10 protein-coding genes are annotated in these 12,148 nt (G+C 57.5%); 4 read left to right on the forward strand and 6 right to left on the reverse strand.

The features are described from left to right. Positions 1-118 precede the first annotated feature (118 nt). Entirely contained in the window at positions 119-1,090 is a 972-nt protein-coding gene (locus tag CLH62_RS17870; RefSeq protein WP_099619565.1) for a tRNA dihydrouridine synthase, read from the forward strand. 109 nt (positions 1,091-1,199) lie between these two features. Beyond that, positions 1,200-2,192: an MBL fold metallo-hydrolase gene (locus tag CLH62_RS17875; RefSeq protein WP_099619566.1), complete on the forward strand. Its 993-nt coding sequence runs from the start codon at positions 1,200-1,202 to the stop codon at positions 2,190-2,192. 31 nt (positions 2,193-2,223) lie between these two features. Here CLH62_RS17875 and CLH62_RS17880 read toward each other — a convergent pair whose 3' ends face one another. After that, positions 2,224-3,237 carry a class I fructose-bisphosphate aldolase gene (locus tag CLH62_RS17880; protein WP_099619567.1) on the reverse strand — a complete coding sequence of 338 codons (1,014 nt, stop codon included), beginning with the start codon at positions 3,235-3,237 and terminating at the stop codon, positions 2,224-2,226. Positions 3,238-3,397: 160 nt separating this feature from the next. On the opposite strand from CLH62_RS17880, the gene CLH62_RS17885 reads away from it, so the two are divergent. Continuing rightward, positions 3,398-5,473 carry a dehydrogenase gene (locus CLH62_RS17885; RefSeq protein WP_099619568.1) on the forward strand — a complete coding sequence of 692 codons (2,076 nt, stop codon included), beginning with the start codon at positions 3,398-3,400 and terminating at the stop codon, positions 5,471-5,473. Here CLH62_RS17885 and CLH62_RS17890 read toward each other — a convergent pair. From CLH62_RS17890 to CLH62_RS17900, 3 genes are all read right to left on the reverse strand, one after another. Beyond that, a complete protein-coding gene (locus CLH62_RS17890) occupies positions 5,443-6,999 on the reverse strand; it encodes a glutamate synthase-related protein (RefSeq protein WP_099619569.1) in 1,557 nt (518 codons plus the stop codon). The two genes, CLH62_RS17885 and CLH62_RS17890, sit on opposite strands and share 31 nt — an antisense overlap. 123 nt (positions 7,000-7,122) lie before the next feature. Next, a complete protein-coding gene (locus CLH62_RS17895) occupies positions 7,123-9,312 on the reverse strand; it encodes an OsmC domain/YcaO domain-containing protein (protein ID WP_099619570.1) in 2,190 nt (729 codons plus the stop codon). Between the two features lie 150 nt (positions 9,313-9,462). Then, entirely contained in the window at positions 9,463-9,945 is a 483-nt protein-coding gene (locus CLH62_RS17900; RefSeq protein ID WP_099619571.1) for an Lrp/AsnC family transcriptional regulator, read from the reverse strand. A 132-nt stretch (positions 9,946-10,077) separates the two neighbouring features. On the opposite strand from CLH62_RS17900, the gene CLH62_RS17905 reads away from it, so the two are divergent. Next, positions 10,078-10,704 carry a LysE family translocator gene (locus CLH62_RS17905; protein WP_099619572.1) on the forward strand — a complete coding sequence of 209 codons (627 nt, stop codon included), beginning with the start codon at positions 10,078-10,080 and terminating at the stop codon, positions 10,702-10,704. Here CLH62_RS17905 and CLH62_RS17910 read toward each other — a convergent pair. Then, on the reverse strand, positions 10,666-11,385 hold the full coding sequence (locus CLH62_RS17910) for an aspartate/glutamate racemase family protein (protein ID WP_099619573.1): 720 nt from the start codon (positions 11,383-11,385) through the stop codon (positions 10,666-10,668). The two genes, CLH62_RS17905 and CLH62_RS17910, sit on opposite strands and share 39 nt — an antisense overlap. A gap of 14 nt (positions 11,386-11,399) precedes the next feature. Continuing rightward, positions 11,400-12,101 carry a sodium:calcium antiporter gene (locus CLH62_RS17915; protein WP_099619574.1) on the reverse strand — a complete coding sequence of 234 codons (702 nt, stop codon included), beginning with the start codon at positions 12,099-12,101 and terminating at the stop codon, positions 11,400-11,402. Positions 12,102-12,148: the final 47 nt, after the last annotated feature.

A 12,148-nucleotide genomic window follows, 5' to 3' on the forward strand; every position in this document is an offset into this window, starting at 1 on the left:
TCAAAGCGCCGATTAACGCGCCCGTCTACCATCTTCCCGCCAAATTCCTTACAATCCGCTCCGCCTGATTTTTGATCAGCCTTTACCTCTTAACAGCCCCATTTCTGCTGGAGCATTCATGCGAATTATTCTCGCCCCGATGGAAGGGCTGGTCGACGCACCCATCCGTGAAACACTGACCAAGGTTGGTGGGATTGACCGGTGCGTGACAGAATTCATTCGCGTGACTCACGGCATGCTGCCGCCGAGAGTTTTCCACAAGTACGCCCCGGAACTTCATAACCAGTCCCTTACCGAAGCGGGTACGCCTGTAGCGGTTCAGCTTCTGGGCTCAGACCCGCACCAGATGGCTCGTCATGGCGCTAAAGCCGCAGAGCTGGGCGCAACCCAGGTGGATATCAATTTCGGCTGCCCCGCCAAAACCGTGAACAAACACAAGGGCGGATGTGTGCTCATGCGTGAGCCCGAGCTGATGCATGAGATCGTGGCTGCAGTTCGCCAGGCGGTGCCAGCGTCCGTGCCGGTCACCGCAAAAATGCGGCTGGGCTATGACGACCGTTCCATGGGCGTGGCCTGCGCCCAGGCCTTGGAAGCTGCCGGTGCCGAGGAGATCGTTATCCATGCCCGAAGTAAAATAGATGGTTACAAACCGCCTGCCTATTGGGAAGAAATTGCCCGGGCCCGGGAAGCAGTGAACACCCACATCATCGCCAACGGCGAAATCTGGACCGTGTCCGATTACTGGCGATGCCGTGAAGTGTCCGGCTGCGACGATGTGATGATCGGCCGGGGTCTGATTGCGCGGCCAGATCTGGCCCGGAAGATCAAGGCAAGCCAGCAGGGCGAAAACGTAGCGGACATGACCTGGCCGGAAGCCGTCGCACTGGTTCGCGAATACGCCACGGTGCTTCAGGGCTGGCTGGAAGACCGGTACGTAACCGGTCGCATCAAGCAGTGGCTCAACTTTCTGCGCCAGGGCTTTGTGGAAGCACAAGCACTGTGGCCTGAAGCCCGCAAGATCCGCCAGGTGGCACCCATGTTGGCCTGCCTGGAACAGCCTTTGCCGGTTGCCGCTTCCCGCGCGGCCTGATCGGCCTTTCCCAAACACAATTCTCCCCGCTGACTACACTGGTACTAACGGCGCTATCGTTCGTATCAGTGTTGGTATCAACAATAAAACGAGTGGGAGGACCAACAACATGTCTCAAGGATTTTTCCGACGCACCCTCGCCGGTGCGGGGGCATCTGCCTGTCTTTTGCTGGGCGCTGCGTTGCCGGCCCTGGCTGATGACCACGTGGTGAAAGTCACGCCTCTGGGCAGTCATGATGGCGAATTCTGCAGTCGAGATCGGGCACTGGTATTTGAAGACCCGAACGGCACCCGAATTCTTTACGACGCCGGGAGAACCGTTGCCGGCCCGAATGACCCGCGGCTGGGCAAGATTGATGTGGTGTTGGTGTCCCACATGCATGGAGACCACGTTGGAGACCAGCGAATCAGCGAAACGAACCAGGGCAGTTGCGCGTCGCCGGACACCGGTGTTTCAACGTTGCCGCAATCCAATACCGTGGATATTGCGGTGAAGCACAACGCGAAAATTGTGACTGGCAGTGAAATGCCGGCATTTTTTGCTGCCAAGCTGCAGAATGCCGGTGGCGACCCGGCCAACTCAATGCTGGTGCGTTTTGGCGGCGAGCGGGAAGTTGGCGGTGTAGCCATCACAACCGTGCCCGCCGTTCACAGCAACGGCGTTTCCCCCTCGTTCCTGACCGGGCCGCTGGCGGAACACCTGAAAGCTGCCGGCGTGGGAGCCAGCGTCGGGCCGCCTACCGGCTATGTGCTGAAGTTCTCCAATGGGCTGGTGGTCTATCTCTCGGGCGACACCGGCATCACCGCTGAGCAAAAACTGGTGGTTAACGATCATTACGACGCCGGGCTGGTGGTTATGAATATCGGGGACACCTACACTACCGGACCGACCCAGGCGGCCTACGTGATCAACGATCTGGTACAACCCAGGGCGGTGATTCCTTCCCATGCCAACGAGCCGGCCACCTCCGGTGGCAAGGTGCAGGAGGGTACCCGTACCGCACTGTTCCAGGAGTCGGTAAATCTGCCGGTTCACGTGCCGCTCAGCGGCCGCACCATGGCGTTTAATGGCGCGGCCAGTTGCGTCTCTGGCTGCAAGTGAGATAGTCAAAGCAAGAGAGGGCCGGGAATGCTCAGCCTTCCATTTCCGGCCGGTAACTGCCCGAGCGTGCCGCACCATTCAGGCGTGCCCGCTTCAGTATTGCGGCCTGGGCATCCGGGCCGTTGTCGAGTTCACCGGCCCAGGCCTTCTGGGCCGGTTCCTGCAATGCCCGGCCGTAGGAGAAGCTTAGCTCCCAGGGTTGGGCCCCCATGCTGTTCATGGCATTCAGATTGGCCGTGGCTTCTTCGGGTGTCTGGCCTCCCGACAGGAAACAGATGCCAGGTACAGCCGCCGGCACAGCCCGATGAAATACGCGAAGCGTCGCCGTTGCTACTTCCTCGGGTGAAGCCTTTGGATTTTCTTTGCCGGGGGTCACCATACTCGGTTTCAGAATCATCTGCGTCAGCTCGACTTTGTGTCGGTAGAGTGCATTAAACACTTCTCTCAACACTGACTCGCTGACTTCTGCACTTCGTTCCATGGTGTGGCCGCCGTCAATCAGCACTTCGGGCTCCACAATGGGCACGATTCCCAGTGACTGGCAGATGGCCGCGTAGCGCGCCAGCACCTCGGCGTTCGCTTCTACAGCCTGGCGTGAGGGCAGGGTATCGGAGATGTGGAATACATCCCGCCACTTGGCAAACCGGGCGCCCTGATTCTTGTAGATCTCCAGGCGGTCTTCAAGGCCATCCAGCCCAACAGTGATTTCGTCGCCGGGAGCGTTGATCAGGGGCTGCTTGCCCTTGTCCACCTTGATGCCCGGCACGATACCCTGGTTCGCAAGAAGCTTTGCCATGGGCACATTGTCCAAGCTGGTCTGGCCCAGAGTCTCCTCGAACAGAATCACACCGCTGATGAACTCCCCAAGACCCGAGGCTGAAAAAATCAGGCTTCGGTATTCCCGGCGTTTGTCTTCGCTGGATTCAACACCCACGGCCTTGAAGCGTTTGGCAATGGTGGGGTGGCTTTCATCCGCCGCCAGAATTCCCTTGCCGGACTGAACCAGTTCCCGGACGGTGTCGTTGAGTTCTTCCTGAATAGTCATAGTGAGCTCCTGAATGATCCGTGACAGTCTGAATGTGCGTTCGTTGTCTCTCATTGTAGACGCTGAATTGCGCTTCGAAATTTGATCTGGGATAAGGCAAAAACGGCTCTCGTGATTTAGGCTTCATTTAATAACAACAGGAAAAAGGGAAGGCCTGAATATGAAAACCGTTGTCAGTGTCAGCCAGGGATCAGCCGAATACGATTACGATCTGGAAACCGAGTTTCTGGGGCAGCCTTTTAGAATTATACGCATCGGCACGGACGGTGACCTGTCCCGGGCAGAAGCGGTGCTGGAATCGGTGCATTCCCAGGCAGATGCCATCGGCCTTAGCATGGTTCACGACCACTACGAGGTGGGCCGGGAGCAACTTGAACACCCGGACACCGCGCGGCTGGAGGCCTGCGTTCCGGATAAGCCGGTGACAACCGGTGCGGGCCTTCGGGGGATCCTGCAGGAGTGGGCAGTCCGCCACACCCAGTCCGAGCTGGGGCATTTCTTTGATAATGCCCGGGTAGTGTTCATGAACGGCCAGGCCGGCTATCGAATTGCCAAAGCACTGTCTGAACACACGGAAAACCTTTTCTTTGCCGACCCCTACACCGATTTTGGCGTGCCAAGGCTGCTGACCTCACTGAAACAGCTGGAAACCTACACATCGCTGACAGCGCCCATCATGTTTCACCCCCTGGCGGTCAAAAGCATCGAGACCGTCCTGCGCACACCGCTTTACCGTCTCGGAGAGAGGCTTGTTAAGGGTTCATTGCATCACGCCGTGTCAGAGGCCCATGTGATTGTGGCCGCCATTGGAGAACTGGAACATTTCACCCAGAAAGAACTGGATGGCAAAACCGTGATCACGTCTCGCGTTACCGAGACATCTCTCGACTGGATGCGCTCCAGGAGGGTGGCCATGGTAGTGGACTACAGCCCCTGGCTGGAAGGCCGCCCAGTGGGGGTCAACGTAATGGAAGCGATGATCAGTGCGGCGCTCTCCCGGACACCGGAACAACTGGGGCCGGATGACTATCTGGATGTGATCCAGAGCCTGGGTATCGAGCCCCGGATTCTGTACCCGAATGGTTATCGCCGGGTAAACCGCTTCGCTTTTGTGATTCACCCGCTTTCGCAGCAATACCTCACCAAAACCCCGCCCCTTGACTGGATTGCCAATGTATCGCCTCCGATGGTGATGAACCTTGTAGAGAAGGCCGTGGCCTACACGCCACCGTTCATCTACTCGAAGGTTTCAGGCATCAGGTCGCCGGACGGTGATGAAGTCGAGGGCTGGCTGATTACGGTCGGTGGCACTCCCAAGGAAATCATGGCCCACGGGCCCGAGTTTACCTACGCCAGGCTGTTGCAGGCGGCAAAGCTGGCGAAGAAGCTTGGTGCCCAGATCATGGGTTTGGGTGCGTTTACCAAGGTTGTGGGTGATGCCGGCATTACCGTGGCCAAACGCGCGCCGCTGCCGATCACAACCGGCAACAGCTACAGTGCCTCCGGCGCCCTTTGGGCCGCCCATGACGCCATGAAGAAAATAGGGCGGGTCAGTATCGGGCCCAGCGGTAAAGCCGCCGGTAAAGCCATGGTGGTGGGCGCCACGGGTGCTATCGGGTCCGTCTGTGCAAGGTTGCTGGCCAAGGCGGTGGATGAGGTCTACCTCGCGGCCCCGGAACCGGCGAAACTGCTCGCCCTGAAAGAGAGCATCGAACAGGAAACCCCGGGTGCCATCGTGCACGTTGCCGGCTCCGCAGAACGCGATCTGGCCCACATGGATATGATCGTGACCGCCACCTCCGGTGCCGGAAAACGCATCCTGGACATCATGAAAGTGAAGCCGGGTTGCGTGATCACAGACGTGGCCCGGCCCCTGGATATTCCGGCGGAAGATGTGGCGAAACGCCCGGATGTGCTGGTGATTGAATCCGGCGAAATCCAGCTGCCCGGCGAGGTGCGCATGAAAGACATCGGTCTGCCCAAAGGCATCGCCTATGCGTGTCTGGCGGAAACCATCGTGCTGGCCCTGGAAGCGCGGTTCGAGAATTTCACCCTGGGCCGTAACATCGAATGGGAAAAAGTAAGGGAGATCTACAAGCTGGGCCTGAAACACGGCATGAAGCTGGCCGCCATCTCCGGTGTGAATGGGGTCTTCACCGAGGAGGATTTCGAACGCGTGCGAGTTCTGGCGGCCAGCAAACAGGATCAGGCGGAGGGATCAAGCATGCCAGCGTAGCGCACGCCGCTGAGCATCGCCATTTCCCGGTGCCAGGTGGACAGGTCATCACTATCGAACTTGCTGAGGCTGTCGTGGCCGCAGGCCCGGGCCATGACTTTCATCAGGGAAACCGATGCCTCAAGGAAATTCTTAAGCTGCTTCGCTGACTGATCCACATTCAGCCTCTGGCGCAAATCCGCATTCTGGGTTGCGATGCCGGCGGGGCAATTGTTGGTGTTGCAGATCCGGGCAGCAACACAGCCGATGGACTGCATGGCGCTGTTGGCGAGAGCAATGCCGTCTGCGCCCAGGGCCAAGGCCTTTACAAAGTCCACTGGCACCCGCAACCCGCCGGTCACAATCAGAGTAACCCGACCGCTGGCACCGTGGTTGTCGAGGCAGCGGCGCGCTCTCGCCAGAGCAGGGATGGTAGGCACACTGATGTGGTCACGGAAGATTTCCGGTGCGGCACCGGTTCCACCACCGCGCCCGTCCAGAATGATGTAATCGGATCCGGCATCCAGTGCGAACTGGATGTCCCGCTCAATGTGATTGGCGCTGAGTTTGAAACCCACCGGAATGCCGCCGGTCAGCTCCCGTACGTGTCCTGCGAAGCGCTGGAAATCCTCAATGGAGCGCAGGTCCTCGAAGGTCGGTGGAGAAATGGCAGGCTCGCCCTCTGGAATATTCCGCACCTCAGAGATCTTGCCGGTGTTTTTGTTACCGGGCAGGTGTCCGCCGGTGCCGGTTTTGGCGCCCTGACCACCCTTGAAGTGGAAGGCCTGCACCTTCTTCAGGAGTTCTTCTTTGTAACCGAATTTGGCGCTGGCCAGCTCATAAAAATAACGGGAGTTCTCCTGCTGCTCTTCCGGCAGCATGCCGCCTTCGCCGGAACAGATGCCGGTGCCTGCCATTTCTGCCCCCCGGGCCAGGGCAATCTTGGCTTCCTCGGACAGTGCACCAAAGCTCATGTCTGACACAAACAGCGGCATACTCAGGGTCAGCGGTTTGCGCGCCTCCGGCCCGATCACCAGCTCCGTGGAGACATCGGCGTCGTCAGCAAGCGGTTTGTTGGCCATTTGTGCCACCATGATCTGCAGATCATCCCAGTGGGGCAGGGTATGGCGGGGTACACCCATGGCCGTGGTTGGTCCATGACGGCCCATACCGCTCAAACCTTCCCGGGCCAGTTGATGGATAAATTCGACGGTGGGCTCTTCTTTCGTCGGCTTTGCCTTCGGGGCTTCACCGGAATGATCCTTATCGCCTTTAGGGTCGGGCGCTTCCTTGCCAACCTGGTCGTCGCTGAACTGTTGATGGGTGCCGTCGCAATAGGGCGGGTTCCCGGTTTGCTTGCACTGGCACAGAACCGCCTCTTCATCCTTCTCGGCCTTGAAGACCTTTGGTTTGAAGCCCGTGTCTCCGTGGGAGCCGTCGCAGAACGGCTGGTTACCGGAACGGCCGCAAACACAGAAGGCGTATTCCTCTCCCTTCTTCAAGCTGACTTTCTTGGGTTTGTTGTCAGCGATCACCGGATTACTCATAAGCGTGGCTCCTGTTCTTTCAAGTGCCAGAAAGTTCGTACAAGGGTGTACGGGCCCTTGGCAAAAATGGGCTACTTACAGGAATCCAGTGTGGTTGAGAGGCGCCGGCTCTGCCAGGGCCCTTCACGCGAGGCCGGCTTTCGCAGCCCGGGCAGCGTGCAGTTTCCGGTAGCTCTCAATCAGTCGCTGGTGCTTCTCCAGGCCTGCCAGCTGCATGTTGGTGGGCTCGAGGCCATGGAAGCGCACGGAGCCGTCCACGGAGCCTGTTACCGCCTCCATGGTTTGGTCTCCGAACATGCGCCGGAAATTAGTGATGTAGTCGTCCAGTTCAAGGTCGTCATCCTGGGTCACTTCCAGTACGGCATACATCGCGCGGTAGAACAGGCCTCGCTCAACGGTGTTGTCGTTGAACTGGAGGAACATGTCGACGAACTCCAGGGCTTCCTCGTGCCACTGCAGTGCAAGGCAGATCAGGATCTTCAGCTCGAGGATGGTGAGCTGACCCCACACGGTGTTTTCGTCGAATTCCACCCCGATCAGGGTGATGATCGTCATGTAATTGTCGAGCTGGCTGGCTTCCAGGCGCTCCACCAGATCGGCCAGCTGTTCGTCGTTCAGGCGGTGCAGGTTGAGGATGTCTTCCCGGTAGTCCAGGGCCATGTTGGTGTTATCCATGATCAGGTCCTCAACCGGATACACCTCGGAATAGCCCGGTACCAGAATCCGGCAGACCGGCGCGCCCAGCTCCTCATAAACGGCCACGTACACTTCCTTGCCCATATCCCGAAGGATACCGAAAAGGCACGCGGCTTCCTCCGCGTTGGTGCCGGAGAAATCCCACTCGCAGAAATCGTAATCGGATTTCGCGCTGAAGAAACGCCAGGACACCACGCCGGTGGAATCAATAAAGTGTTCCACGAAGTTGTTAGGCTCGGTGACCGCCAGGCTGTTGAATGTCGGCGGTGGCACGTCGTTCAGGCCTTCAAAGCTGCGGCCCTGCAGCAATTCGGTCAGGCTCCGCTCCAGCGCTACTTCAAAGCTTGGGTGGGCACCGAAGGAAGCGAACACGCCACCGGTTCTCGGGTTCATCAGGGTGACGCACATTACCGGGAACTGGCCGCCGAGGGAGGCATCCTTCACCAGCGTCGGGAAGCCCTGGGCTTCGAGGGCTTCGATACCCTCTAGAATGTTCGGGTATTTCTCAAGTACTTCCCGGGGCACGTCCGGCAAGGCAATTTCTTCTTCAATAATCCGTTTCTTCACCGCCCTCTCGAAAATCTCCGAGAGGCACTGAACCTCTGCCTCTTGCAGGGTGTTACCGGCACTCATTCCATTGCTGAGGAACAGGTTCTCGATCAGGTTGGAGGGGAAATACACCACCTCGCCGTCTGACTTGCGTACAAAGGGCAGGGAGACTATCCCGCGCTCGGTTTTGCCGGAGTTGGTATCGATCAGGTTGGAGCCGGACAGCTCGCCGTCCGGGTTGTAGATGGCCAGACAGTGGTCATCCAGGATGCCCTCAGGCAGTTCGTCATCGGGACCAGGCTTGAACCACTTTTCATTCGGATAGTGCACGAATTCGCTGTTGGCGATCTCTTCCCCGAAGAACTGATCATTGTAGAAAAAGTTGCAGTTCAGCCGCTCAATGAACTCGCCCAGGGCCGAACACAGGGCACTTTCCTTGGTGGCGCCCTTGCCGTTGGTAAAGCACATGGGCGAGGCCGCATCACGGATGTGCAGGGACCACACATGGGGCACGATGTTGCGCCAGGAGGCAATCTCGATCTTCATACCCAGATCCTGGAGAATCGCGGTCATGTTGGCGATAGTCTGCTCCAGGGGCAGGTCCTTGCCCTCAATAAAGGTCTGGGTGCCGCCTTCCGGTTGCGTCATCAGCAGGGCCTGGGCATCGGCATCCAGGTTCTCGACGGTCTCTATCTCGAAGGTTGGGCCGGTCTGCACCACTTTCTTTACAGTGCACCGGTCAATGGAACGCAGAATGCCCTGCCGATCCTTGTCGGAGATGTCTTCCGGCAACTCCACAGAAATCTTGAAAATCTGGTTGTAACGGTTTTCCGGGTCCACGATGTTGTTCTGGGACAGGCGGATGTTCTCAGTGGGAATGTCCCGTGCCAGACAGTAAACCCGAACAAAATAGGCCGCACACAGCGCCGAGGACGCCAGGAAGTAGTCGAAAGGGCTGGGAGCGGAGCCATCGCCCTTGTAGCGGATAGGCTGGTCGGTCACGACAGTGAAATCATCAAACTTGGCTTCAAGCCTGAGGTTGTCGAGAAAGTTGACGTTGATTTCCATTACAAAGGTACCCGGATTGGAGAATTTGGCGCGCCATTGAATTTAATGGCGGGCATTATCCAGTTTTTGCAGGCGTTCGTCTTGAGGGATTGTACGGGTGCTCATGTTCGGAGGCGAACCCGCGCCACAGTTCACGTTTTCATCACTTTTTCAGCCTGGCAGGTGTGCCAGTGGCAGCGGCGACTGGGGTTTAACCGTTTGAATCGCAAAATTGCTGCGAATATCCCGAACGCCCGGTAATTTGAGCAGTGTACCGGTCAGAAAATCTTCGTAAGCGCGTAGATCCGGAACCACAACCTGCAACAGGAAATCAGATTCTCCGGAAACAAGGTGGGCCATGACAACTTCCGGCAAAACACTGACTGCTTCGCGAAATGCTTCCGCTTCTTTCTCCCGGTGGCGTTCCACTTTGATGCCCACAAATACGGTAAGCCCCAAACCCACGTGCTCCTGGTCCAGAACCGCACTGTAGCCTTTTATAACACCGGATTCTTCAAGCAGGCGAACACGGCGTGAACAGGGGGATGGCGATAAACCGATGTCGCCCGCCAGGTCAATATTTGGCAGGCGGCCGTTGGTCTGAAGCGCCTCCAGAATTCTCCGGTCGAATCGATCAAACTTATAAGTTGGCATGATTGGCGTATCTTTTGGTGAAAATTGACTAAAAACACCAATTTTAAATCATGTTGTGGTTGATAAAGCAACCCTTCACTAAAGGGGGGTGGGTATACTCTATGCGTTGATTTCAGGAAGAAAGGGGTAGATATGGGTGATCTTTTACTGTTTTTCATGGCCCTTTTGGCGATCTATCTTGCACCGGGACCGGACATGATTCTGGTGCTCGGTACCACGGTCAGTGAAGGTCCAAGGCACGCCATTGCCACCGCCGTGGGCCTTGCCGGCGCCAGATCTATCCATGTGTTGCTCGCTGCTGTGGGGCTTGCTGCTCTTTTTGCCTCACAACCCTGGACTTATCACACGGTTCGCTTGCTTGGTGCGGCCTATCTCTTTTACCTGGGCTGGCAGTTTCTCAGAAAGACCAGCAGCTTGCCTGCGCAAAGTGACCTCGCTACAGCTGGCGTGACAAAACCGGGTTACCTGGCGGCCTTCCGCCGGGGGCTTGCCACCAACCTGCTCAACCCGAAATCACTGATTTTCTGCTCTGTGTTGCTCCCCCAATTTATCCACCCCGAGCTTTCCGGGGTTGCAGGCCAGTTTGCAGTTCTGGCGCTGATTCTGGTATTGACCGGGTTTGCCTTTGATCTTGCCTACGCTCTGCTGGGCCGTGGCTTGTGGGCCCTTACCTCTGAAAGTGCCAGGTATCAGAAAGCCCAGAACAGCGTCTTTGCCCTGTTAATGATGGGTATTGGGGTGAAGGTCGCTCTCTCGTAGCGCCTGCTCAACCGCCTGAGCCGCATGAATCTCCGTTGTATCGTAAAGCGGCACGGAGGTATCCGCCTGCCGGATCAGCAAGCCGATTTCGGTACACCCCAGAATAACCGCCTGCGCACCGCGTTGGGAAAGCGAAGTGACAGTATCGAGATACGCTTCGCGGGACACCGGATCGATTTCGCCACGGCAGAGTTCCTCGTAGATTACCCGATGAATCTCGTCGCGCTGTGCCTCTTCTGGTGTGATGACCTCAATGCCGGCTTCTTTCAGCCGATCGCGGTAAAACGCCTGCTCCATGGTAAAGCGCGTTCCCAGTAGGCCTACACGATGAATACCATCCCGGTTCAGCACCTTCGCTGTGGCATCGGCAATATGAAGCAACGGTATGTCGATAGCCTGTTCGATTTCGGGTGCCACCTTGTGCATGGTGTTCGTGCCAATTACCAGAAAATCCGCGCCCGCATTCTGCACTGACAAAGCAGCATCGGAGAGAATCCGGGCTGTTGCAGCCCAATCACCCGCGTGCTGAAGCGCCTCGATCTCCGCAAAATCGACACTGTAGAGCACTAGTGTCGCGGAATGCAGGCCGCCCAACCGGGCTTTTACGCCCTCGTTGATCAAGCGGTAATAGGTTTGGGTGGATTCCCAGCTCATACCGCCGAGAAGGCCAATCGTTTTCATGGGAGGTCTCCGTATTATCCGCTCATCATCACTATGACTAATGCCACCGCATAAACCGTCAGTATCAATGCACTCTCAAACCCGATCCGGCCAATGCCATAGAGTTGCCGTCGCACCATTCCCATCAGCAGTGTGGCTGTCATCAAAATGCTGATCAGCCCCCAGGTCATCTGTATTGGTGCAATGTCGTGATAGATGGAACCACCCGGATAACCAACATCCGCTGAGGCTATCACCAGCATATTAAAGCAGTTGGTGCCGAATATGTTGCTCACAGCGAGAGTGAGTGCGCTCCTGCGAATGGCTGCAATGGTTGTGACCAGTTCGGGAGAGGATGTGGCAAGTGCAGTAAACAGGCCGCCGATCAGGGTGTCAGAGAGCCCGGTCTCATCACTGATGACCTTGGCGCCCTCCATCAGTATCCAGCCCGCGATGCCGGTCACTGCAGCCAGGCCGATGAAGCTGAGCCAGGCTTTGGGCAGGTTACCGTGAAGATAGTGCCCTGGCTTGTCTGGAACCGTTTGGCGGGTGCGGCGGGGAAACCACATGGGTTTGTTGTCAGTAGTGCGAACCAGGTGCAGCCCGAACAGCGCCTCACCCAGCCCTGTTCGATCAGCCAGTTCATCTGCCACGCGGGCCAGCCGGCTGCCGGCAGTAACAATCACGACGGTAGCGATGCTAAAAGCAATAATGCTGATAGTCAGGGATGGAAACACACAGGCCCTCACGCTGCTGCTGTTACTTTCCTCACTGTAGTTCTTCT

This window comes from Marinobacter guineae (assembly GCF_002744735.1).
In the GTDB taxonomy this organism is placed as follows: Bacteria; Pseudomonadota; Gammaproteobacteria; order Pseudomonadales; family Oleiphilaceae; genus Marinobacter; species Marinobacter guineae.

Bases quoted from the DNA above. Each gene is read 5' to 3' on its own strand.
- CLH62_RS17870 (WP_099619565.1), top strand. From the start codon at position 119: ATGCGAATTATTCTCGCCCCGATGGAAGGGCTGGTCGACGCACCCATC.
- CLH62_RS17875 (WP_099619566.1), top strand. From the start codon at position 1,200: ATGTCTCAAGGATTTTTCCGACGCACCCTCGCCGGTGCGGGGGCATCT.
- CLH62_RS17880 (WP_099619567.1), bottom strand. From the start codon at position 3,237: ATGACTATTCAGGAAGAACTCAACGACACCGTCCGGGAACTGGTTCAG.
- CLH62_RS17885 (WP_099619568.1), top strand. From the start codon at position 3,398: ATGAAAACCGTTGTCAGTGTCAGCCAGGGATCAGCCGAATACGATTAC.
- CLH62_RS17890 (WP_099619569.1), bottom strand. From the start codon at position 6,999: ATGAGTAATCCGGTGATCGCTGACAACAAACCCAAGAAAGTCAGCTTG.
- CLH62_RS17895 (WP_099619570.1), bottom strand. From the start codon at position 9,312: ATGGAAATCAACGTCAACTTTCTCGACAACCTCAGGCTTGAAGCCAAG.
- CLH62_RS17900 (WP_099619571.1), bottom strand. From the start codon at position 9,945: ATGCCAACTTATAAGTTTGATCGATTCGACCGGAGAATTCTGGAGGCG.
- CLH62_RS17905 (WP_099619572.1), top strand. From the start codon at position 10,078: ATGGGTGATCTTTTACTGTTTTTCATGGCCCTTTTGGCGATCTATCTT.
- CLH62_RS17910 (WP_099619573.1), bottom strand. From the start codon at position 11,385: ATGAAAACGATTGGCCTTCTCGGCGGTATGAGCTGGGAATCCACCCAA.